The organism is Pseudomonas sp. B21-051 (assembly GCF_024748795.1).
Lineage (GTDB): Bacteria > Pseudomonadota > Gammaproteobacteria > Pseudomonadales > Pseudomonadaceae > Aquipseudomonas > Aquipseudomonas putida_A.
Window position 1 is genome coordinate 3670588 of sequence record NZ_CP087166.1, and the last position, 23395, is coordinate 3693982.

Here is a 23395-nt window from a genome sequence, read left to right on the forward strand (position 1 = left end):
TCCCGTCTGAAAAATGCTTTTTTTCAATAGGTTACACATGAATCCTGATACTCCTCTTCAACTTCTGGGCGGTCTCACGGCGCGCGAATTCATGCGCGATTACTGGCAGAAAAAGCCGCTGCTGATCCGTCAGGCCATCCCTGACTTCGAAAGCCCGATCGACGCCGACGAGCTGGCCGGCCTGGCCCTGGAAGAAGAGGTCGAGTCGCGCCTGGTGATCGAGCACGGCGAGCGTCCGTGGGAGCTGCGTCGCGGCCCGTTCGCCGAAGACGAATTCAGCAAACTGCCGGAAAAAGAGTGGACTTTGCTCGTTCAGGCCGTTGACCAATTTGTCCCGGAAGTCAGCGAGCTGCTGGAAAACTTCCGCTTCCTGCCGAGCTGGCGCGTCGATGATGTGATGATCAGCTTCGCCGCCCCGGGTGGCAGCGTCGGTCCGCACTTCGACAACTATGACGTGTTCCTGCTGCAAGGCCACGGCCAGCGCAACTGGAAAATCGGCCAGATGTGCGACTCCGAAAGCCCGCTGCTGCAGCACGCGGATCTGCGCATCCTCGCCGAATTCCACGAGACCGAAGAATGGGTGCTGGAACCGGGCGACATGCTCTACCTGCCACCGCGCCTGGCCCACTGCGGTGTCGCCGTCGACAATTGCATGACCTACTCGGTCGGTTTCCGCGCCCCAAGCGCCTCGGAAGTGCTGACCCACTTCACCGACTTCCTCAGCCAGTTCCTGACTGATGAAGAACGCTACACCGACGCCGATGCGAAACCGGTCAGCGATGATCCGCATCAGATCCAGCACGACGCGCTCGGCCGCCTGAAAAGCCTGCTCGCCGAGCACATGAGCGACGAGCGCCTGCTGCTGACCTGGTTCGGCCAGTACATGACCGAACCGCGCTACCCGGAACTGGTGGTCGGCCCGGAAGACGTTGAAGAAGACGACTTCCTCAACGCTCTGCAGGACGGCGCCGTGCTGATCCGCAACCCGAGCGCGCGCCTGGCCTGGTCGGAAGTCGATGACGACCTGCTGCTGTTCGCCAGCGGCCAGAGCCGTTACCTGCCGGGCAAGCTGCGCGAGCTGCTGAAGATGATCTGCGCCGCCGATGCGCTGCACGTCGACAATCTCGGCGAGTGGCTGAACGACGAAGACGGTCGCGGCCTGCTGTGCGAACTGGTCAAACAGGGCAGCCTGGGATTTGCCGATGAATAAGATTCGCGTACGTGTCGCAGACTGGCAAAAGGACAACGCCGAGATCCGGCGCATTCGTGAAACGGTGTTCATCGCCGAACAATCGGTGCCACCCGAGCTTGAATGGGACGCCGATGACGCGACCGCCGTGCATTTTCTGGCGTTCGAAGGCGACTTTCCGATCGGCACCGCCCGCCTGCTGCCCGACGGGCACATTGGCCGGGTTTCGGTACTGAAGGACTGGCGCGGGATGAAGGTGGGCGACGCGCTGATGCAAGCGGTCATCGCCGAAGCCGAAGCCCGCGGCCTGCAGCAGCAGATGCTCAGCGCCCAGGTACAGGCCACAGCGTTCTATGAGCGCCTGGGCTTCAGCCTGGTCAGCGAGGAATTCCTCGAAGCCGGGATTCCGCATGTCGATATGGTTCGGCATTCGGCTTGATCAGTAGAGATCCCATACCTGTGAAACCCTGTGGCGAGGGAGCTTGCTCCCGCTGGGGCGCGAAGCGGCCCTGAAAATCCGGGGTCTGCTACGCAGCCCAGCGGGAGCAAGCTCCCTCGCCACAAAAAGCGGTATGTGAGCACCCTAAAAACGCCCCGCCATTTTCGGATGCCGGGGCGTTTTGCTGTCTACGATTCAACTTGCCCCACCCCGGGCCGACAAACTGGCAATATCAAGCCTTTCGAAAGCGGAGATAACGGACATGTCCCTACGCACCCTGCTCACCACCCTGCTGCTCGCTTGCAGTTTTTCGGTGATGGCAGCCACAGAAATCGTGCCCCTCAAGTACCGCACCAGCGCCGACATGCTGCCGATGGCGCAAGACTTCATCGGCAAGGATGGCCAGGTCAGCGCTTATGGCAATCAACTGATCATCAAGGCCGAGCCGGACAAGATTCAGGAAGTCAAAGCACTGATCACCCAGCTCGATACTGCGCCCAAGCGCCTGCTGATCACCGTCGACACCAACGAAAACAACCAGCAGAACACCGGCGACCAACAAACCCGGATCATCAATTACAGCACCGCCAGCCGTGACGGCGGCACCCAGCAGATTCAGGCCAGTGAAGGCGCGCCGGCGCTGATCCAGGTCGGCCAGAGCGTGCCGATCACCAGCAGCCAGACCAACTCCTACGGCGACTACAGTAGCCAGACCCAATACCGCAACGTCACTCAAGGCTTCTACGTCACCGCCAGCGTCACCGGCGACATCGTTCACCTGGCAATCAGTACCAACCGTGACCGCATGAGCCAGGAACGCCCAGATGTAGTGAACGTGCAAAGTACCGACACAACAGTCAGCGGACGCCTCGGTGAATGGATCACCCTTGCCGGCGTAAACCGTGAAACCCAGGCCGACAAACAGAGCCAGAGCCGCAGCTACTCGACTCAAGGCCGGGATGACATGACTTTACGGGTGAAAGTCGACGCCCTGGACTAAAGCACCGAAAACTGACTGATTAGTCGTATTAGACGAAAGATGTAGTGCTTGAAAAAAAGCACTACAAAACGTTTGACGAGCCAAAAAAGCGAAGGCATGATGGCCTCGCTCCCGCTAATCAGAGGCCCTGGCAAGGGCCTTCGAAGCGACGTTCGCACCTACCCCGCGAACCGCTTCGTGTCTGTACCGCCCACAAGGTGTGTTTGACGAGGTTGCCGACTGGAACGAAGTTGTCCCGAGGGACGGAAGCGTAATTAGGTAACCCGGCTTCACGCTGTAGTTCGTATAAAGGCCCACGACGCCCGCATGCGCCCGCAGTCCGCCACTACCTGCTCACTTCCCCTCGAGCCCATCGTTCATCCCGTCGCCTCCCCCGCCGAACCCGACTTGACCACCTAAGCTTCTGGTCAGCGAGCGCAGGAATTTTCCACCGCAGAACAACTTTTCATAAAGACGCGACGAGGTTTATCTCCATGGCACTGACACGCGAACAGCAAATTGCAGCCCTTGAAAAAGACTGGGCTGAAAACCCGCGCTGGAAAGGCGTGACTCGCACTTACTCCGCTGCTGACGTCGTCCGTCTGCGTGGCTCGGTTCAACCTGAGCACACCTTTGCGAAAATGGGCGCCGAGAAGCTGTGGAACCTGGTGACCCAGGGTGCCAAGCCGTCCTTCCGCCCAGAGAAAGATTTCGTCAACTGCATGGGTGCCCTGACCGGCGGCCAGGCTGTTCAGCAGGTCAAGGCCGGTATCCAGGCGATCTACCTGTCGGGCTGGCAAGTGGCTGCGGACAACAACTCCGCCGAATCGATGTACCCGGACCAGTCGCTGTACCCGGTGGACTCGGTGCCAACCGTGGTCAAGCGCATCAACAACTCGTTCCGTCGTGCTGACCAGATCCAGTGGAAAGCCGGCAAGAACCCGGGCGACGAAGGCTACATCGACTACTTCGCGCCAATCGTGGCTGACGCTGAAGCCGGTTTCGGCGGCGTGCTGAACGCCTACGAGCTGATGAAGAGCATGATCGAAGCAGGCGCCGCCGGCGTGCACTTCGAAGACCAACTGGCTTCCGTGAAGAAATGCGGTCACATGGGCGGCAAGGTACTGGTTCCAACTCAGGAAGCGGTACAGAAGCTGACCGCTGCTCGCTTGGCTGCAGACGTTGCCGGTACGCCGACCATCATCCTGGCCCGCACCGACGCCAACGCCGCTGACCTGCTGACTTCGGACTGCGACCCGTACGACCAGCCGTTCGTGACTGGCGAACGTACTCAGGAAGGTTTCTACAAAGTACGTGCCGGTCTGGACCAGGCGATTGCCCGTGGCCTGGCTTACGCGCCTTACGCTGACCTGATCTGGTGCGAAACCGCCAAGCCGGATCTGGAAGAAGCCCGTCGCTTCGCCGAAGCGATCAAGAAGGAATACCCGGACCAACTGCTGTCGTACAACTGCTCGCCTTCCTTCAACTGGAAGAAAAACCTGGACGACGCGACCATCGCCAAGTTCCAGCGCGAACTGTCCGCCATGGGCTACAAGCACCAGTTCATCACCTTGGCTGGCATTCACAACATGTGGCACAGCATGTTCAACCTGGCGCACGACTACGCCCGCAACGACATGACTGCCTACGTGAAGCTGCAGGAGCAGGAATTCGCTGACGCCGCCAAGGGTTACACCTTCGTGGCTCACCAGCAGGAAGTGGGCACCGGCTACTTCGACGACATGACCACCGTGATCCAGGGCGGCTCGTCGTCGGTAACCGCGCTGACCGGTTCGACCGAAGAAGAACAGTTCCACTGATTCGGCTTCGCTGAGCAAACGGCCTTTGCGGATCGGATGAAAAGCTAACCGCAAAGCCGCAAGACTGACGCCCCGACTGGTTCGGGGCGTTTTTTTTGCCCGCCGAATTCCCCAAACACCACAAAACCCCTGTAGGAGCTGCCGAAGGCTGCGATCTTTTGATCTTGTTTTTAAAAAAGCAAAATCAAAAGATCGCAGCCTTCGGCAGCTCCTACAGCGGGCATGTGTTGGGCTATAGAACTCCCAAGCGCCACGAAACCTTGCGGGAGCGAGCCTGCTCGCGAAGGCGCTTTGTCAGCTTGCACATGCGGCGACTGACTCACCGCATTCGCGAGCAGGCTCGCTCCCACAGGTTTCGTCTTCAGCCTGCGAGACAAAACATTGATCCAGAGCGGTACACACGTCAGAAAAATCAGCTAAAACTGGCGCCACCGCTACTTGCAGTAACGGGCATATAAGACAACTTCCTGATTACTGCACCGCCAAACAGTTACAAAACCACTCCAAACGATATCAATTATCATTTAGCAGCAACTATGTTCGTTACATTTCCTACAAAACATAATTCACCGAAACCCGGCTAATGCCCGCCACGCACGGGCTACAGGGCATTGGAGGTGTGCTATGTCCTTATTCCAATAAATAATTTCGCTATAGGAATTTTACTTGCCGGGTGTTTAGCCATAAAATCAGCGCGATTGATTGCTGCGACATATCGTCACTGCCTATTTCTTTATCAAGCTCAGAGACCTTTGCTCTCTGTTAAGGATTACCAGCATGCCCGAAGCGACAGGACTCATGGCCCACAACTGGGGCTTTGCCATTTTCCTTCTGGGTGTCGTCGGCCTGTGTGCCTTCATGCTTGGCGTCTCCAGCCTCCTCGGGTCAAAAGCCTGGGGCCGCAGCAAAAACGAACCGTTCGAGTCCGGCATGTTACCTACAGGTGGCGCCCGCTTGCGGCTCTCAGCCAAATTCTATCTGGTCGCGATGCTGTTCGTGATCTTCGATATCGAAGCCCTCTTTCTCTTTGCATGGTCTGTGTCCGTCCGCGAAAGCGGCTGGACCGGATTCGTCGAAGCTCTCGTTTTCATAGCAATTCTGTTGGCAGGTCTTGTCTACCTGTTCCGAGTGGGCGCCCTTGACTGGGCTCCGGAAGCTCGTCGCAAGCGGCAGGCGAAGCTGAAACAATGAGGCTTTGGCAATGCAATACAATCTCACCAGAATCGACCCCGATGCTCCTAACGAGCAGTATCCGATCGGCGAACGGGAAACCGTTTCCGATCCGTTAGAGGATCAAGTCCACAAAAACATTTTCATGGGCAAGCTCGAAGACGTGCTGAGTGGCGCGGTCAACTGGGGGCGTAAAAACTCCCTGTGGCCGTACAACTTCGGCCTTTCGTGCTGCTATGTGGAAATGACCACCGCCTTCACGGCGCCCCACGACATCGCGCGCTTTGGCGCCGAAGTTATCCGGGCATCACCGCGTCAGGCCGACTTCATGGTTATCGCCGGTACCTGCTTCATCAAGATGGCGCCGATCATTCAGCGTCTCTACGAGCAGATGCTCGAGCCGAAGTGGGTTATCTCCATGGGTTCGTGCGCCAACTCCGGTGGCATGTACGACATCTACTCCGTGGTTCAAGGGGTGGACAAGTTCCTGCCCGTGGACGTCTACGTACCTGGCTGCCCGCCTCGTCCGGAAGCATTCCTGCAAGGCTTGATGCTGTTGCAGGAATCGATCGGACAGGAGCGTCGTCCGCTTTCCTGGGTCGTTGGCGACCAAGGCGTTTATCGCGCCGACATGCCTTCGCAAAAGGAACAGCGCCGCGAACAGCGAATCGCAGTCACCAACCTGCGCAGCCCTGACGAAGTCTGATCCAGTCTGTTTCAAAGAAACGAGAAGCTGGCTTCATTCTTTACGTTGACCGAAAGCGAAAAAATAACCATGACTACAGGCAGCGCTCTGTACATCCCGCCTTATAAGGCAGACGACCAGGATGTGGTCGTCGAATTGAACAACCGTTTTGGCGCCGAAGCGTTCACCGCTCAGTCGACCCGCACCGGCATGCCGGTGCTGTGGGTGGCCCGCGCCAGACTCGTCGAAGTCCTGACCTTCCTGCGTAACCTGCCCAAGCCGTACGTCATGCTCTATGACCTGCACGGCGTGGACGAGCGTCTGCGCACCAAGCGCCAAGGGCTGCCATCGGGCGCCGACTTCACCGTGTTCTATCACCTCATGTCGCTTGAGCGTAATAGTGACGTGATGATCAAAGTCGCCTTGTCCGAAAGCGACCTGAGCTTGCCGACCGTCACCAGCATCTGGCCGAACGCCAACTGGTACGAGCGTGAAGTCTGGGACATGTTCGGCATCGACTTCAAAGGCCACCCGCACCTGTCGCGCATCATGATGCCGCCGACCTGGGAAGGTCACCCGCTGCGCAAGGACTTCCCGGCGCGCGCCACCGAATTCGATCCGTTCAGCCTCAACCTCGCCAAGCAGCAGCTTGAGGAAGAAGCTGCGCGCTTCCGTCCTGAAGACTGGGGCATGAAGCGTTCCGGTGCCAACGAGGACTACATGTTCCTCAACCTGGGCCCGAACCACCCTTCGGCGCACGGTGCGTTCCGCATCATTCTGCAGCTGGACGGTGAAGAGATCGTCGACTGCGTTCCGGACATCGGTTACCACCACCGTGGTGCCGAAAAAATGGCCGAGCGTCAGTCCTGGCACAGTTTCATCCCGTACACCGACCGTATCGACTACCTCGGCGGCGTGATGAACAACCTGCCGTACGTGCTCTCGGTCGAGAAGCTGGCCGGCATCAAGGTACCCGAGAAGGTCGACGTCATCCGCATCATGATGGCCGAGTTCTTCCGGATCACCAGCCACCTGCTGTTCCTGGGGACCTACATCCAGGACGTCGGCGCCATGACCCCGGTGTTCTTCACCTTCACCGACCGCCAGAAGGCGTACACGGTGATCGAAGCCATCACCGGTTTCCGCCTGCACCCGGCCTGGTACCGCATCGGTGGCGTTGCCCACGACTTGCCGCGCGGCTGGGACAAACTGGTGAAAGACTTCGTTGAGTGGCTGCCGAAGCGCCTCGACGAGTACACCAAGGCTGCCCTGCAGAACAGCATCCTCAAGGGTCGGACCATCGGCGTTGCCCAGTACAACACCAAAGAAGCCCTGGAATGGGGCGTCACCGGTGCCGGCCTGCGTTCGACCGGTTGCGACTTCGACCTGCGTAAAGCGCGTCCATACTCCGGCTACGAGAACTTCGAATTCGAAGTACCGCTGGCCGCCAATGGCGATGCCTACGATCGCTGCATGGTCCGCGTCGAAGAGATGCGCCAGAGCATCAAGATCATCGACCAGTGCATGCGCAACATGCCGGAAGGCCCGTACAAGGCGGATCACCCGCTGACCACGCCGCCGCCGAAAGAGCGCACGCTGCAGCACATCGAAACCCTGATCACGCACTTCCTGCAAGTTTCGTGGGGCCCTGTCATGCCGGCCAACGAATCCTTCCAGATGATCGAAGCGACCAAGGGCATCAACAGTTATTACCTGACGAGCGACGGCGGCACCATGAGCTACCGTACCCGGATCCGTACTCCGAGCTTCCCGCACCTGCAACAGATCCCTTCGGTGATCAAAGGCAGCATGGTCGCGGACTTGATTGCGTACCTGGGTAGTATCGACTTCGTTATGGCCGACGTGGACCGCTAAGCATGAACAGCACGCTTATCCAGACAGACCGTTTCACTTTGAGTGAAACCGAGCGCTCGGCCATCGAGCACGAGCTGCATCACTACGAAGACCCGCGCGCGGCGTCGATCGAAGCCCTGAAGATCGTTCAGAAGGAACGCGGCTGGGTGCCGGATGGCGCCCTGTACGCGATCGGCGAGATCCTCGGCATCCCGGCCAGCGACGTTGAAGGCGTGGCGACGTTCTATAGCCAGATCTTCCGTCAGCCGGTCGGCCGTCACATCATCCGCGTCTGCGACAGCATGGTCTGCTACATCGGCGGCCACGAGTCGGTGGTCAGCGAAATCCAGAACAATCTGGGCATCGGCCTGGGTCAGACCACCGCCGACGGTCGTTTCACCCTGCTGCCTGTCTGCTGCCTCGGCAACTGCGACAAGGCACCGGCGCTGATGATCGACGACGACACCTTTGGCGACGTGCAGCCTGCCGGCGTGGCCAAACTGCTCGAGGGCTACGTATGACCCTGACATCTTTCGGTCCTGCCAACCGCATCAAGCGTTCGGCCGAGACTCACCCGCTGACCTGGCGTCTGCGTGACGACGGCGAAGCCGTGTGGCTCGACGAATACCAGGCCAAGAACGGTTACGCCGCTGCGCGCAAAGCCTTCGCCGACATGGCTCAGGACGACATCGTCCAGACCGTGAAAGACGCCGGCCTCAAAGGTCGCGGCGGTGCAGGCTTCCCCACTGGCGTGAAGTGGGGCCTGATGCCCAAGGACGAATCCATCAACATCCGCTACCTGCTGTGCAACGCGGATGAAATGGAGCCGAACACCTGGAAAGACCGCATGCTGATGGAGCAACTGCCCCATCTGCTGATCGAAGGCATGCTGATCAGTGCCCGCGCACTGAAAACCTACCGTGGCTACATCTTCCTGCGTGGCGAGTACACCACCGCCGCCAAGCACCTCAACCGTGCCGTGGAAGAAGCCAAGGCGGCAGGTCTGCTGGGCAAGAACATTCTGGGCAGCGGCTTCGATTTCGAGCTGTTCGTCCACACCGGCGCCGGGCGTTACATCTGCGGTGAAGAAACCGCGCTGATCAACTCCCTCGAAGGCCGCCGCGCCAACCCGCGCTCCAAGCCGCCCTTCCCTGCCGCCGTTGGCGTGTGGGGCAAGCCGACCTGCGTGAACAACGTCGAAACCCTGTGCAACGTGCCGGCGATCATTGCCGACGGCGTTGACTGGTACAAATCGTTGGCCCGCGAAGGCAGCGAAGACATGGGCACCAAGCTCATGGGCTTCTCCGGCAAGGTCAAGAACCCTGGCCTGTGGGAGCTGCCATTCGGCGTCACCGGTCGCGAACTGTTCGAAGACTACGCCGGCGGCATGCGCGACGGTTACAAGCTCAAGGCCTGGCAGCCAGGTGGCGCCGGTACCGGTTTCCTGTTGCCGGAACACCTCGACGCACAGATGTATGCCGGCGGCATCGCCAAAGTGGGCACCCGGATGGGTACCGGCCTGGCGATGGCAGTGGACGACAGCGTCAACATGGTCTCCTTGCTGCGCAACATGGAGCAGTTCTTCGCTCGCGAATCCTGCGGCTTCTGCACCCCGTGCCGTGATGGCCTGCCATGGAGCGTCAAGCTCTTGATGGCCATCGAAGAAGGCCGCGGTCAGCCAGGCGACATCGAGACCCTGCTGGGTCTGGTCGGTTTCCTCGGCCCAGGCAAGACCTTCTGTGCTCACGCACCGGGTGCCGTGGAGCCGTTGGGCAGCGCCATCAAATACTTCCGTCCAGAGTTCGAAGCCGGTATCGCGCCTGCAAGCGCCGCCGTCCCGCCTCTGGCAAGGCCGATCGTAATCGGCGCGTAAACGCTTAAAAAGGCGAAGGGTCCGTGCCCTTCGCCTTTCGTCCGATGACGCCTTTCGGGGCTGACTGGATTCGGACGGATAACAAGATTCCATTAGCCACGCCCGCTGACACCGGGCCAACGAAGACCTTTGAACCATGGCCACTATCCACGTAGACGGCAAAGCGCTCGAAGTCGACGGGGCAGACAACCTGTTACAGGCATGTCTGTCGCTGGGCCTCGACATCCCTTATTTCTGCTGGCACCCCGCGCTTGGTAGCGTCGGGGCCTGCCGCCAGTGCGCGGTCAAGCAGTACACCGACGAGAACGACACCCGTGGTCGCATCGTCATGTCCTGCATGACCCCTGCCACCGACAACACCTGGATCTCCATCGACGATGAAGAATCCAAGGCGTTCCGCGCCAGTGTTGTCGAATGGCTGATGACCAACCACCCGCACGACTGCCCGGTGTGCGAAGAAGGCGGTCACTGCCACCTGCAAGACATGACGGTGATGACCGGCCACAACGAGCGCCGTTATCGCTTCACCAAACGCACCCACCAGAACCAGCAACTCGGCCCGTTCATTTCCCACGAAATGAACCGCTGCATCGCCTGCTACCGTTGCGTGCGTTTCTACAAGGATTATGCCGGCGGCACCGACCTCGGTGTGTTCGGCGCCCACGACAACGTGTACTTCGGTCGCGTTGAAGACGGCACCCTCGAAAGCGAGTTCTCCGGCAACCTCACCGAGGTCTGCCCGACCGGTGTGTTCACCGACAAGACTCACTCCGAGCGCTACAACCGCAAATGGGACATGCAGTTCTCGCCGAGCATCTGCCATGGCTGCTCCAGCGGTTGCAACATCTCCCCGGGCGAACGTTACGGCGAACTGCGTCGCATCGAAAACCGTTTCAACGGTTCGGTGAACCAGTACTTCCTGTGCGACCGTGGCCGTTTCGGTTATGGCTACGTCAACCGCACCGACCGTCCACGTCAGCCACTGCTGGCCGACGGCAGCAAGCTGAGCGTCGACGCTGCGCTGGATAAAGCCGCTGATCTGCTGCGCGGTCGCAACATCGTCGGCATCGGTTCGCCACGCGCCAGCCTCGAAAGCAACTACGCGTTGCGCGAACTGGTCGGCGCCGAGCACTTCTACTCCGGTATCGAAGCCTCCGAACTGGAGCGCATCCGTCTGGTCCTGCAAGTGCTCAAAGACAGCCCGTTGCCCGTGCCGAACATGCGCGACATCGAAGACCACGACGCGATCTTCGTCCTCGGTGAAGACCTGACCCAGACCGCCGCCCGTATGGCGCTGTCCCTGCGTCAGTCGGTCAAAGGCAAAGCTGAAGACATGGCCGAAGCCATGCGCGTTCAGCCGTGGCTCGACGCTGCGGTGAAGAACATCGGTCAGCACGAACTGAACCCGCTGTTCATCGCCAGCCTGGCCGAAACCAAGCTCGACGACATCGCCGAAGAGTGCGTACACGCAGCCCCGGACGATCTGGCGCGCATCGGTTTCGCCGTGGCTCACGCGCTGGACGCCAGCGCCCCTGCCGTTGAAGGTCTGGACGCGGAAGCTCTGGAACTGGCCAAGCGCATCGCCGACGCCCTGCTCGCGGCCAAACGTCCGCTGATCATCGCCGGTACTTCGCTGGGTTCCAAAGCCTTGATCGAAGCGGCGGCGAACATCGCCAAAGCCCTGAAGCTGCGCGAGAAGAACGGTTCGATCAGCCTGATCGTGCCGGAAGCCAACAGCCTTGGCCTGGCCATGCTCGGGGGCGAATCGGTCGACGCGGCGCTGCAAGCCGTGATCGACGGCAAGGCCGACGCCATCGTCGTGCTGGAAAACGATCTGTACACCCGTACTTCGAAAGCCAAGGTCGATGCCGCGCTGAACGCTGCGAAAGTAGTGATCGTTGCCGACCACCAGAAGACCGCCACCACCGACCGCGCGCAACTGGTGCTGCCAGCGGCGAGCTTCGCTGAAGGCGACGGTACGCTGGTCAGCCAGGAAGGTCGCGCCCAGCGCTTCTTCCAGGTTTTCGATCCGCAATACATGGATGCGAGCATCCTGGTTCATGAAGGCTGGCGCTGGCTGCACGCCCTGCGCTCGACCCTGCTGAACCAGCCGATCGACTGGACGCAACTCGACCACGTCACCGCTGCTGTGGCATCGAGCACCGAGCAACTGGCGCGTATCGTTGATGCCGCGCCGTCTGCCGCGTTCCGCATCAAGGGTCTGAAACTGGCGCGTGAGCCGCTGCGTTATTCCGGTCGCACCGCGATGCGCGCCGACATCAGCGTTCACGAACCGCGTACCCCGCAAGACAAAGACACCGCGTTCGCCTTCTCCATGGAAGGTTACTCGGGTTCGGCCGAACCGCGTCAGCAAGTGCCGTTCGCCTGGTCGCCGGGCTGGAACTCGCCGCAAGCCTGGAACAAGTTCCAGGACGAAGTCGGTGGTCACCTGCGTGCTGGCGACCCGGGAACCCGCCTGATCGAAAGCACCGGTGATTCGCTGAACTGGTTCGCTGCTGCTCCGCGTGCGTTCAACCCGGCACCGGGTACCTGGCAGGCCGTGCCGTTCTACCACCTGTTCGGCAGCGACGAAAACTCGTCGAAAGCCGCACCGGTACAGGAACGCATCCCGGCTCCGTACGTGGCGCTGGCCAAATCCGAAGCGGATCGCCTGGGCGTCAACGACGGTGCTCTGCTGAGCCTGAACGTGGCCGGCCAGACCCTGCGTCTGCCGCTGCGCATCAATGAAGAACTGGGCGCTGGTCTGGTGGCCTTGCCTGCGGGCATCGCCGGCATTCCACCGGCATTCGCCGGCCTGTCCGTCGACGGTCTGCAGGAGGCAGCGCAATGACCTGGTTCACCCCTGAAGTGATCGATGTGATCCTGACGGTCATCAAAGCCATCGTGATCCTGCTGGCCGTTGTGGTCGCAGGCGCGTTGCTCAGCTTTGTCGAACGTCGCCTGCTGGGCTGGTGGCAGGACCGTTACGGTCCGAACCGCGTTGGCCCGTTCGGCATGTTCCAGATCGCCGCCGACATGCTGAAGATGTTCTTCAAGGAAGACTGGACCCCGCCGTTTGCCGACAAGGTGATCTTCACCCTGGCACCGGTGGTCGCCATGTCCGCCCTGCTGATCGCCTTCGCGATCATCCCGATCACCCCGACCTGGGGCGTGGCGGATCTGAACATCGGCCTGCTGTTCTTCTTCGCCATGGCCGGTCTGTCGGTCTACGCGGTGCTGTTCGCCGGCTGGTCGAGCAACAACAAGTTCGCTCTGCTCGGCAGCTTGCGTGCTTCGGCGCAGACCGTGTCCTACGAAGTGTTCATGGGCCTGGCCCTGATGGGCATCGTGGTGCAGGTCGGCTCGTTCAACATGCGCGACATCGTCGAGTACCAGGCGCAGAACCTGTGGTTCATCATTCCGCAGTTCTTCGGCTTCTGTACCTTCTTCATCGCTGGCGTCGCCGTGACTCACCGTCACCCGTTCGACCAGCCGGAAGCGGAACAGGAACTGGCCGACGGTTACCACATTGAATACGCCGGTATGAAATGGGGCATGTTCTTCGTCGGTGAATACATCGGCATCATCCTGATCTCGGCGCTGCTGGTCACCCTGTTCTTCGGTGGCTGGCACGGTCCGTTCGGCATCCTGCCGCAACTGTCCTTCGTCTGGTTCGCACTGAAGACCGCGTTCTTCATCATGCTGTTCATCCTGCTGCGCGCTTCCATCCCGCGTCCGCGTTATGACCAGGTGATGGATTTCAGCTGGAAATTCTGCCTGCCACTGACCCTGATCAATTTGCTGATAACCGCTGCGGTTGTGTTGTGGAACACACCTGCGGTTGCGGTTCAGTGAGGATTTGACCCATGTTCAAATATATTGGCGACATCGTTAAGGGTACCGGTACCCAGTTGCGCAGCCTGGTCATGGTCTTCGGCCATGGCTTCCGCAAGCGCGACACCCTGCAATACCCGGAAGAGCCAGTCTACCTGCCGCCACGCTACCGTGGTCGCATCGTCCTGACCCGTGACCCCGATGGCGAAGAGCGTTGCGTAGCCTGCAACCTGTGCGCCGTGGCTTGCCCGGTAGGTTGCATCTCGCTGCAGAAAGCTGAAACCGAAGACGGTCGCTGGTACCCGGACTTCTTCCGTATCAACTTCTCGCGCTGCATTTTCTGCGGTCTCTGCGAGGAAGCCTGTCCGACCACCGCAATCCAGCTGACTCCGGATTTCGAGATGGCCGAGTTCAAACGTCAGGACCTGGTGTACGAGAAAGAAGATCTTTTGATCTCCGGCCCCGGCAAAAACCCTGATTACAACTTCTATCGTGTTGCGGGTATGGCAATCGCTGGCAAGCCGAAAGGCTCTGCGCAGAACGAAGCCGAACCGATCAACGTGAAGAGCTTGCTGCCTTAAGGAAGAACGATGGAATTCGCTTTCTATTTCGCATCGGGTATCGCGGTTGTGTCCACGCTACGTGTGGTCACCAACACCAACCCTGTGCACGCCCTGCTCTACCTGATCATCTCGTTGATCGCCGTGGCCATGACCTTCTTCGCACTCGGCGCGCCGTTCGCCGGTGTGCTGGAAGTGATCGCCTACGCCGGCGCCATCATGGTGCTGTTCGTGTTCGTGGTGATGATGCTGAACCTGGGCCCGGCCTCGGTTCAACAGGAACGCACCTGGCTCAAGCCCGGCATCTGGGCAGGGCCGGTGATTCTCGCCGCCCTGCTGCTGGCCGAACTGCTGTATGTGCTGTTCGCTCACCAGAGCGGTCAGGCCATCGGCCACACCACCGTCGATGCAAAAGCCGTGGGCGTCAGCCTGTTCGGTCCGTATCTGCTGGTGGTCGAACTCGCCTCGATGCTGCTGCTCGCCGCAGCCGTCACGGCGTTCCATTTGGGCCGTAACGAGGCGAAGGAGTAAGACATGCCTGCTATCCCTCTCGAGCATGGATTGGCCGTTGCCGGCATCCTGTTCTGCCTTGGTCTGGTCGGCCTGATGGTCCGCCGCAACATTTTGTTCGTGTTGATGAGTCTGGAAGTGATGATGAACGCCTCTGCCCTGGCCTTCATCGTTGCGGGCGCCCGCTGGGCGCAACCGGATGGACAGATCATGTTCATCCTGGTGATCAGCCTGGCAGCCGCCGAGGCCAGTATTGGCCTGGCGATCCTGCTGCAACTGTATCGCCGCTTCCACACGCTCGATATCGACGCTGCCAGTGAGATGCGCGGATGAACCTAATCTTTCTGACTTTTGTATTCCCTCTGATCGGTTTCCTGCTGCTGTCGTTCTCCCGTGGACGCTGGTCGGAAAACCTCTCGGCGCTGATCGGCGTGGGTTCCATTGGCTTGTCGGCGATTGTCGCCGCCTACGTCATCTGGCAATTCAACGTCGCGCCTCCCGAGGGCGGTCACTACACCCTGGTGCTGTGGAAGTGGATGGCGGTCGAAGGCTTCAAGCCTGACTTCGCCCTCTACATCGATGGCCTGTCGATCACCATGCTTGGCGTGGTGGTGGGTGTCGGTTTCCTGATCCACCTGTTCGCGTCCTGGTACATGCGCGGCGAAGCGGGTTACTCGCGCTTCTTCTCGTACACCAACCTGTTTATCGCCAGCATGCTGTTCCTGGTACTCGGCGATAACCTGTTGTTCCTGTACTTCGGCTGGGAAGGCGTGGGCCTGTGCTCGTACCTGTTGATCGGTTTCTACTACAGCAACCGCAACAACGGTAACGCCGCACTCAAGGCCTTCATCGTGACCCGGATCGGCGACGTGTTCATGGCCATCGGCCTGTTCATTCTGTTCCAGCAAGTGGGCACGCTGAACATCCAGGAACTGCTGGTGCTGGCACCGCAGAAATTCCAGGTCGGCGACTTCTGGATCACCCTGGCGACCCTGATGCTGCTGGGTGGTGCGGTCGGTAAATCGGCGCAACTGCCGCTGCAAACCTGGCTCGCGGACGCGATGGCTGGCCCGACCCCGGTGTCGGCACTGATCCACGCTGCAACCATGGTAACTGCCGGTGTCTACCTGATCGCCCGTACCCACGGTCTGTTCACCCTGGCGCCGGAAATCCTGCACCTGGTCGGCATCGTCGGTGGTGTGACGCTGGTTCTCGCAGGTTTCGCCGCACTGGTGCAGACCGACATCAAACGTATCCTCGCCTACTCGACCATGAGCCAGATCGGCTACATGTTCCTGGCGCTGGGCGTTGGTGCCTGGGATGGCGCGATTTTCCACCTGATGACCCACGCCTTCTTCAAGGCCCTGCTGTTCCTTGCTTCCGGTGCGGTGATCGTTGCCTGCCACCACGAGCAGAACATCTTCAAGATGGGCGGTCTGTGGAAAAAGCTGCCACTGGCCTACGCCAGCTTCATCGTCGGTGGTGCTGCACTGGCCGCCCTGCCATTGGTCACCGCAGGCTTCTACTCCAAGGACGAAATCCTTTGGGAAGCGTTCGCCAGCGGCAACCACGGTCTGCTTTACGCCGGTCTGGTCGGCGCGTTCATGACTTCGCTGTACACCTTCCGCCTGATCTTCATCACGTTCCACGGTGAAGCCAAGACCGAAGCCCACGCCGGCCACGGCATCTCGCACTGGCTGCCTCTGTCGGTACTGATCGTGCTGTCGACTTTCGTCGGCGCCATGATCGTGCCGCCACTGCATGGCGTACTGCCTGAAAGCGTTGGCCATGCCGGTGGCGAAGCCAAGCACAGTCTGGAAATCGCCTCGGGCGCCATCGCTCTGGCCGGTATCCTGCTGGCGGCCCTGCTGTTCCTCGGCAAGCGTCGCTTCGTGACGGCGATCGCCAACAGCGGCATCGGCCGTTTCCTTTCGGCCTGGTGGTTCGCTGCCTGGGGCTTCGACTGGATCTACGACAAACTGTTCGTCAAGCCGTACCTTGCGATCAGCCATGTACTGCGCAGAGACCCGCTCGACCAGACCATCGGTCTGATCCCGCGTATGGCCAAAGGCGGTCACACCGCCCTGAGCCGCACCGAGACCGGTCAACTGCGTTGGTATGCCGCCTCGATGGCTGCTGGTGCCGTGCTGGTAATCGGCGCCATCGTGCTGGTAGCGGTCTGATATGAACCTTGCGAATTTGCGAAAGGAAACGAGCCCGTCATGATTCTGCCTTGGCTAATCCTGATCCCCTTCATCGGCGGCCTGCTGTGCTGGATGGGTGAGCGCTTCGGCGCTACCCTCCCCCGCTGGATTGCGCTGTTGACCATGACCCTGGAACTCGCCCTCGGCCTCTGGCTGTGGGCCCACGGTGACTATTCATTTGCTCCGGCGCCTGGCGCCGATCCGACTTGGGCGCTTGAGTTCAAGCACGTCTGGATCCAGCGCTTCGGCATCAACGTGCACCTGGCCCTCGACGGCCTGTCGCTGTTGATGATCCTGCTGACCGGCCTGCTGGGTATCCTCTCGGTACTCTGCTCGTGGAAAGAGATTCAACGTCACGTTGGCTTCTTCCACCTGAACCTGATGTGGATCCTGGGCGGCGTTGTCGGCGTGTTCCTCGCCCTCGACCTGTTCATGTTCTTCTTCTTCTGGGAAATGATGCTGGTGCCGATGTACTTCCTCATCGCGCTCTGGGGTCACAGTTCTTCGGACGGCAAGAAAACCCGGATCTACGCGGCGACCAAGTTCTTCATCTTCACTCAGGCTTCCGGCCTGATCATGCTGGTGGCGATCCTCGGTCTGGTGCTGGTCAACTTCAACAACACCGGCGTGATTACCTTCAACTACGCCGACCTGTTGAAGACCAAGATGTCGATGACCACCGAGTACATTCTGATGCTCGGCTTCTTCATCGCCTTCGCGGTCAAGCTGCCCGTGGTGCCGTTCCACTCGTGGCTGCCTGATGCCCACGCCCAGGCGCCGACTGCCGGTTCCGTCGACCTCGCCGGTATCCTGCTGAAAACCGCGGCCTACGGTCTGCTGCGTTTCGCCCTGCCGCTGTTCCCGAATGCTTCGGCCGAGTTCGCGCCGATCGCCATGACCCTCGGTCTGATCGGGATCTTCTACGGTGCGTTCCTCGCGTTCGCGCAAACCGACATCAAGCGTCTGATCGCCTTCTCGTCCGTTTCCCACATGGGCTTCGTGTTGATCGGCATCTACTCCGGCAGCCAACTGGCGCTGCAAGGTGCAGTGATCCAGATGCTGGCGCACGGTCTGTCGGCCGCGGCACTGTTTATCCTCAGCGGTCAGCTGTACGAGCGTCTGCACACCCGTGACATGCGTGAGATGGGCGGTCTGTGGTCGCGTATCGCTTACCTGCCGGCGATCAGCCTGTTCTTCGCCGCCGCTTCGCTGGGTCTGCCGGGTACCGGTAACTTCGTCGGCGAGTTCCTGATCCTGATCGGTACGTTCGCCAGTGCGCCATGGATCACCGCGATTGCCACTTCCGGTCTGGTGTTCGGTTCGGTCTACTCGCTGATCATGATCCACCGTGCCTACTTCGGTCCGTCGAAATCGGATTCGATCCTGCACGGCATGGACGGTCGCGAACTGACCATGGTGCTGGGCCTTGCGGCGCTGCTGATTTACCTCGGCGTCTACCCGCAACCGTTCCTCGACACTTCCGCCGCCACGATGCATGGCGTGCAGCAGTGGCTCGGCACCGCCTTCACTCAACTCGCTTCGGCCCGGTAAGAGCGCTATGGAATTCACGATTCAACACTTTATTGCGCTTGCGCCACTGTTGATCACCAGCCTCACCATTATCGTGGTGATGCTGGCAATCGCCTGGCGCCGCAACCACTCGCAGACCTTCCTGATCTCGGTCGCCGGTCTGAACCTGGCCTTGCTGTCGATCCTGCCAGCCCTGAAAGTCGCGCCTCTGGCCGTGACCCCGTTGCTGCAAGTCGACACCTTCGCCTGCCTGTACATGGCGCTGATCCTGGTCGCCACCCTCGCCTGTGTGACCCTCGCCCACGCCTACCTCGGCGATGGCGGTTCGGGTTACCCGGGCAACCGTGAAGAACTGTACCTGCTGATCCTGATGGCCGCCGCCGGCGGTCTGGTTCTGGTCAGCGCGCAGCACCTGGCCGGCTTGTTCATCGGTCTGGAACTGCTATCGGTGCCGGTCTACGGTCTGGTGGCTTATGCCTTTTTCAACAAGCGTTCGCTGGAAGCCGGTATCAAGTACATGGTGCTGTCGGCCGCCGGTTCCGCGTTCCTGTTGTTCGGTATGGCCCTGCTCTACGCTGACGCCGGCACCCTGAGCTTCAACGGTATCGGTCAGGCACTGGCTACCACCAACCTGCCGAGCTCGCTGGCTCAATTGGGTCTGGGCATGATGCTGATCGGTCTGGCATTCAAGCTGTCGCTGGTACCGTTCCACCTGTGGACGCCGGACGTGTACGAAGGTGCTCCGGCGCCGGTCGCCGCGTTCCTCGCCACGGCGTCGAAGGTTGCGGTGTTCGCGGTGATGGTGCGTCTGTTCCAGATCTCCCCTGCCGCGAGCAGTGGCGTGCTGAGCGACGTACTGAGCGTGATCGCCGTCGCCTCGATCCTGTTCGGTAACCTGCTGGCCCTGACCCAGAGCAACCTCAAGCGTCTGCTCGGTTACTCGTCCATCGCGCACTTCGGCTACCTGCTGATCGCTTTGGTGGCGAGCAAGGGTCTGGCGGTGGAAGCCATCGGCGTGTACCTGGTCACCTACGTGATCACCAGCCTTGGCGCCTTCGGCGTGATCACCCTGATGTCCTCGCCGTACAACGGCCGTGACGCCGACGCGCTGTACGAGTACCGCGGCCTGTTCTGGCGCCGTCCGTACCTGACCGCGGTACTGACCGTGATGATGCTGTCCCTGGCCGGTATCCCGCTGACTGCCGGCTTCATCGGCAAGTTCTACATCATCGCCACCGGTGTCGAGTCGCACCAATGGTGGTTGGTCGGTTCGCTGGTACTGGGTAGCGCCATCGGCGTCTTCTACTACCTGCGCGTGATGGTCACCCTGTACCTGATCGAACCGAACCTGCGTCGCCACGACGCCCAGCTGCACTGGGAACAGAAGGCAGGCGGCGTGATGCTGCTGGCCATCGCCGTGGTCGCGTTCTTCCTCGGTGTGTACCCGCAGCCACTGCTGACGCTGGTTCAGCAGGCGGGTCTGGCGGGCTGATTGCTTCGGCTGGCTGGAAACGGAAACGGCACCTTCGGGTGCCGTTTTTGTTTTTGTGGGAATTAACGTCAAAAGATCGCAGCCTGCGGCAGCTCCTACAGGGGAATTGTGTAGGAGCTGCCGAAGGCTGCGATCTTTTGATCTTTACAACCTCTTCACCATCGGCACGCACGCCAGTTGCAGACCCGAAGGTGATTGATAAACCGCACTCCCCTCCCCGACATAACCACAGCGCCGATAAAAGTCGACCGCATTCAACGTCGCGTCCAGACACACCTCGGTCAGCCCGAGATCGCGCGCCAAATCTTCGAGAAAGAACAGAACACGCTTGCCCAGCCCACGCAGCATGAAGTCCGGGCGAATGAAGATCGCGCCGATTTCACGGTAATCCAGATCAAGCATGCCGGTCGCTACAGCCTCACCCTCAATGCAGCCCAGATAAAAGTGTTTTGCCATCAGCGTGTCGTAGCCGTCTTCGGCCGCGCCTTTGGTCCAGTCGAGCATTTGCTGCTGGCTGTAAGCACCGACGCATTGATGCCGGATGGCCAATCGCCGAATGTCGAACGCGATCTGCGCATCGTCCGGGGTGGCTCTTCTGATGTCGAACATTTCTCTCTCCATGAGGTATGTGCGGACGGAGCATGAAAAAGCCCCGTCCATGGCTGGCGGGGCTTGGGGTAACACGTCAAATGACAAACACGTATGACCTCATGGCCCGCCGGAAACGGTCATGGAGGAGCACATCATGGTCATTCGAAGTCGGGCATTCATGGGGGGATAGTGCTGTGGATTGTTCCGACACGTCAATTGTGAAGTCTCCTCTCTACTCAATCGAACGTTCTCACCACACTCGCCGATTCGTCCTACAGGTGTTTTTACGACCGGAGTCTACCGTTCAAAAAGGGACGAAAAGGAGGGCTTGGAGGCCTTGACCGATTCGATTATCGAGACAACACTATACGTAGGTAACGTACAGAACATGGATGCTCTTTTTGTCGAATTACGTATGTTTCAGAAATACCGAGACGATTATCTGGACGACGATCTATTTCGGAGCTTTCAACTGGAGTTGCTGAAAAACCCCGAAGCGGGCGATCTGATCGAGGGTACAGGTGGGCTGCGCAAGATTCGCTTCTGTGATCAGCGACGAGGCAAGGGCAAGCGAAGCGGATTACGGGTGATTTACTACGGGTGGTCAGGTTTCAACCAATTCTGGCTGTTCACTGTGTACGGCAAAGACGAGTACACCGATCTCTCGCCGGCTCAGAAAAAGCTGTTCAAACAAACTCTGGATAAAGAAATCAACACGAGATCCCACTATGAACGTGACATTTTTTCCGAATTGATGGATGGCCTCGAAGCTCTGGCAGAAGAGCGCCAAGGCAAAATCACGCTGCGCACACACAAGGTTCAGTTACCGAAACTGATGCCCATCACAGCCGAGGAAGTGGTAGCCATCCGCCAACAGCTCAACCTCTCGAGGTCAGTGTTCGCCATGTACCTGCGCACCAACACGCGAACGCTCGAAAACTGGGAGCAAGGACGAGCAATGCCCAATGCTCAGGCCACGACCCTGATCCGTCTGGTCGAGCGATTTCCACAAACCATCGAACAACTCGCAGCCTTGAACTGAACCCACTTGGCACAAACCATTACATGACGAAATTGTAATTCCCCCATCACCTTGGCGTTATCCGCAGCTTGCAACGATGTGACCCGGCGACCAATGCCGACGGGCCCTGCCCCGCCGAACAATAAAACCAAGCCGACGCACGTTCCCGTTCTGCCGAACCCAAGGAGTGTTTGATGGTTAACAATACAAAAATGTCGATGGCCGCTTTAGCGGTGGTGGTCGGCTCAGGGCCGTCCATGGTGTTTGCAGAAGACAAGCCTGAGGGCTTTGTCGAAGGCAGTAGCCTGACGGTGCTCAACCGCAACTTCTACTTCAATCGTGATCATCGCAACGGCCAGTCCAGCCCCACCGGCAACGGTTATTCCGAAGCCTGGGCGCATGCAGTGATCAGCAAGTTCGAATCCGGTTTCACTCAAGGCACCGTTGGGGTCGGTGTCGATGCGTTTGCCCTGCTCGGCTTGAAACTCGACACCGGTGACGGACGCAACGGCGGGCGCAGTTCGTTCGATGTGCTGCCGGTCAACCGTGACGGCCAGGCGCGGGATGAATACACCAAGATCGGTGGCGCCGCAAAAGTGCAGGCCTTCGATACGGTGGTCAAGGTCGGTGATGTGTTCCCGGCCAACCCGGTGGTGGCGGCCGGTGATTCGCGCTTGTTGCCGGAGAGCTTTCGCGGCGTGACGGCGACCAACACCAGCATCGACGGCCTGTCGATTCAGGGCGGACGCCTGCATGCGATGAGCCAGCCGGTGTCCAGCGACATGCGCGAAAATTTCGCCACGTTCTACGCAGGTCCAGTCTATTCGCCGTGGATCGCTTATGGCGGCGGCGATTATGTGCTGAATAAAAACCTCAGTTTCAGCCTGTATTCCAGTCGCCTCAAGGACGCCTGGAACCAGTATTACGCCGGCACCGCCTGGACCTATCCACTGTCGGACGAGCTGTCGCTGTTCGGGGGTCTGAACTATTACAAGGCCGTCGACGAAGGCAAACAACTGCTTGGCCAATTCGACAACAATATCTGGAGCGGCCGCGTCGGCGTGAAGCTCGGCGCGCACTCCGTTGCCCTCTCCCACCAGCGCAACAACGGCAACGACGACTTCGATTACCTGCGCCAGTCGGACTCGATCTTCCTCGACAACTCGATCCAGTACAGCGACTTCAACTCGCCGAAAGAACGTTCGTGGATGGTGCGTTACGACCTCGACATGACCCCTTACGGTGTGCCGGGCCTGTCATTCATGACCCGTTACGCGCGCGGCACTGACGCCGACTATTCCAACGCCAACGCCGTGTATATGCGCCGCGATGCCGAGGGCAATCCACTGACCGACCAGAAGCGCTGGGAGCGTGACATCGAAGCCAAATACGTGGTGCAGAGCGGCTCGATGAAAGACCTGTCGCTGCGCTTGCGCCAGGCCACCACCCGCGCCACGGCGTTCGAGTCCGACCTGGATGAAGTGCGGGTGATCGTCGAATACCCGCTGGCGATTCTCTGAGTTTCCCGAGCAATACCGTTCACCTTTAGAAGCTCCTTGCTCCTTTGGTCAGAGGTGAATTTTTTGGCGTCCCCCGGGACGCCTTTTTTATTTCTGCCGATATCACGCCGTTGCCACAGGTTTG

20 protein-coding genes and 1 pseudogene are annotated in these 23395 nt (G+C 59.8%); 20 read left to right on the forward strand and 1 reads right to left on the reverse strand.

Annotated features, from left to right (window positions below):
* The first annotated feature begins 37 nt into the window (after positions 1-37).
* The 17 genes from LOY52_RS16280 (at position 38) to nuoN (ending at position 20139) form a co-directional block, all read left to right on the forward strand.
* Positions 38-1210, forward strand: coding sequence for a cupin domain-containing protein (locus LOY52_RS16280; RefSeq protein ID WP_003223820.1), 1173 nt, complete (start codon positions 38-40; stop codon positions 1208-1210).
* Positions 1203-1628 carry a GNAT family N-acetyltransferase gene (locus LOY52_RS16285; RefSeq protein WP_003223818.1) on the forward strand — a complete coding sequence of 142 codons (426 nt, stop codon included), beginning with the start codon at positions 1203-1205 and terminating at the stop codon, positions 1626-1628. Before LOY52_RS16280 ends, LOY52_RS16285 begins: the two co-directional genes overlap by 8 nt.
* Before the next feature lie 262 nt (positions 1629-1890).
* Complete coding sequence (locus tag LOY52_RS16290) at positions 1891-2628, forward strand: secretin N-terminal domain-containing protein (protein ID WP_258675035.1); 738 nt, start codon at positions 1891-1893, stop codon at positions 2626-2628.
* Positions 2629-3101: 473 nt separating this feature from the next.
* Complete coding sequence (gene aceA, locus LOY52_RS16295) at positions 3102-4427, forward strand: isocitrate lyase (protein WP_003223815.1); 1326 nt, start codon at positions 3102-3104, stop codon at positions 4425-4427.
* Positions 4428-5204: 777 nt separating this feature from the next.
* Positions 5205-5618: an NADH-quinone oxidoreductase subunit A gene (locus LOY52_RS16300; RefSeq protein WP_003223812.1), complete on the forward strand. Its 414-nt coding sequence runs from the start codon at positions 5205-5207 to the stop codon at positions 5616-5618.
* A gap of 10 nt (positions 5619-5628) precedes the next feature.
* A complete protein-coding gene (locus LOY52_RS16305; RefSeq protein WP_003223809.1) occupies positions 5629-6303 on the forward strand; it encodes an NADH-quinone oxidoreductase subunit B family protein in 675 nt (224 codons plus the stop codon).
* A 69-nt stretch (positions 6304-6372) separates the two neighbouring features.
* The gene (nuoC, locus tag LOY52_RS16310) at positions 6373-8157 is read left to right on the forward strand and encodes an NADH-quinone oxidoreductase subunit C/D (protein WP_003223807.1); all 1785 of its coding nucleotides are present in this window, start codon (positions 6373-6375) and stop codon (positions 8155-8157) included.
* Between the two features lie 2 nt (positions 8158-8159).
* Positions 8160-8657, forward strand: coding sequence for an NADH-quinone oxidoreductase subunit NuoE (nuoE, locus tag LOY52_RS16315; protein ID WP_003223804.1), 498 nt, complete (start codon positions 8160-8162; stop codon positions 8655-8657).
* Positions 8654-10009, forward strand: coding sequence for an NADH-quinone oxidoreductase subunit NuoF (gene nuoF, locus LOY52_RS16320; protein WP_041073222.1), 1356 nt, complete (start codon positions 8654-8656; stop codon positions 10007-10009). Before nuoE ends, nuoF begins: the two co-directional genes overlap by 4 nt.
* A gap of 136 nt (positions 10010-10145) precedes the next feature.
* A complete protein-coding gene (gene nuoG, locus LOY52_RS16325) occupies positions 10146-12860 on the forward strand; it encodes an NADH-quinone oxidoreductase subunit NuoG (RefSeq protein ID WP_258675036.1) in 2715 nt (904 codons plus the stop codon).
* A complete protein-coding gene (gene nuoH, locus LOY52_RS16330; RefSeq protein ID WP_007964859.1) occupies positions 12857-13864 on the forward strand; it encodes an NADH-quinone oxidoreductase subunit NuoH in 1008 nt (335 codons plus the stop codon). The genes nuoG and nuoH overlap by 4 nt, the downstream gene beginning before the upstream one ends.
* A gap of 11 nt (positions 13865-13875) precedes the next feature.
* Complete coding sequence (gene nuoI, locus LOY52_RS16335; protein WP_003223795.1) at positions 13876-14424, forward strand: NADH-quinone oxidoreductase subunit NuoI; 549 nt, start codon at positions 13876-13878, stop codon at positions 14422-14424.
* 9 nt (positions 14425-14433) lie between these two features.
* Complete coding sequence (nuoJ, locus tag LOY52_RS16340; RefSeq protein WP_003223793.1) at positions 14434-14934, forward strand: NADH-quinone oxidoreductase subunit J; 501 nt, start codon at positions 14434-14436, stop codon at positions 14932-14934.
* Between the two features lie 3 nt (positions 14935-14937).
* Positions 14938-15246, forward strand: coding sequence for an NADH-quinone oxidoreductase subunit NuoK (gene nuoK, locus LOY52_RS16345; RefSeq protein WP_003180046.1), 309 nt, complete (start codon positions 14938-14940; stop codon positions 15244-15246).
* Entirely contained in the window at positions 15243-17096 is a 1854-nt protein-coding gene (gene nuoL, locus LOY52_RS16350) for an NADH-quinone oxidoreductase subunit L (RefSeq protein ID WP_007964862.1), read from the forward strand. The genes nuoK and nuoL overlap by 4 nt, the downstream gene beginning before the upstream one ends.
* Positions 17097-17135: 39 nt before the next feature.
* Positions 17136-18668, forward strand: coding sequence for an NADH-quinone oxidoreductase subunit M (gene nuoM / locus LOY52_RS16355; RefSeq protein ID WP_027614661.1), 1533 nt, complete (start codon positions 17136-17138; stop codon positions 18666-18668).
* Positions 18669-18675: 7 nt separating this feature from the next.
* The gene (gene nuoN, locus LOY52_RS16360; RefSeq protein WP_258675037.1) at positions 18676-20139 is read left to right on the forward strand and encodes an NADH-quinone oxidoreductase subunit NuoN; all 1464 of its coding nucleotides are present in this window, start codon (positions 18676-18678) and stop codon (positions 20137-20139) included.
* Positions 20140-20283: 144 nt separating this feature from the next.
* Here the strand turns inward: nuoN and LOY52_RS16365 are convergent, their stop codons facing one another.
* Positions 20284-20748 carry a GNAT family N-acetyltransferase gene (locus LOY52_RS16365; protein WP_258675038.1) on the reverse strand — a complete coding sequence of 155 codons (465 nt, stop codon included), beginning with the start codon at positions 20746-20748 and terminating at the stop codon, positions 20284-20286.
* A 370-nt stretch (positions 20749-21118) separates the two neighbouring features.
* Here LOY52_RS16365 and LOY52_RS16370 point away from each other — a divergent pair.
* The 3 genes and pseudogenes from LOY52_RS16370 to LOY52_RS16380 form a co-directional block, all read left to right on the forward strand.
* A pseudogene (locus LOY52_RS16370) lies at positions 21119-21463 on the forward strand (toxin); the annotation flags it as partial.
* Between the two features lie 21 nt (positions 21464-21484).
* Complete coding sequence (locus LOY52_RS16375) at positions 21485-21772, forward strand: DNA-binding transcriptional regulator (RefSeq protein ID WP_258679884.1); 288 nt, start codon at positions 21485-21487, stop codon at positions 21770-21772.
* A gap of 173 nt (positions 21773-21945) precedes the next feature.
* Positions 21946-23271 (forward strand): OprD family porin, encoded by a 1326-nt coding sequence (locus tag LOY52_RS16380; RefSeq protein WP_258675039.1) that lies wholly within the window; start codon positions 21946-21948, stop codon positions 23269-23271.
* Positions 23272-23395: the final 124 nt, after the last annotated feature.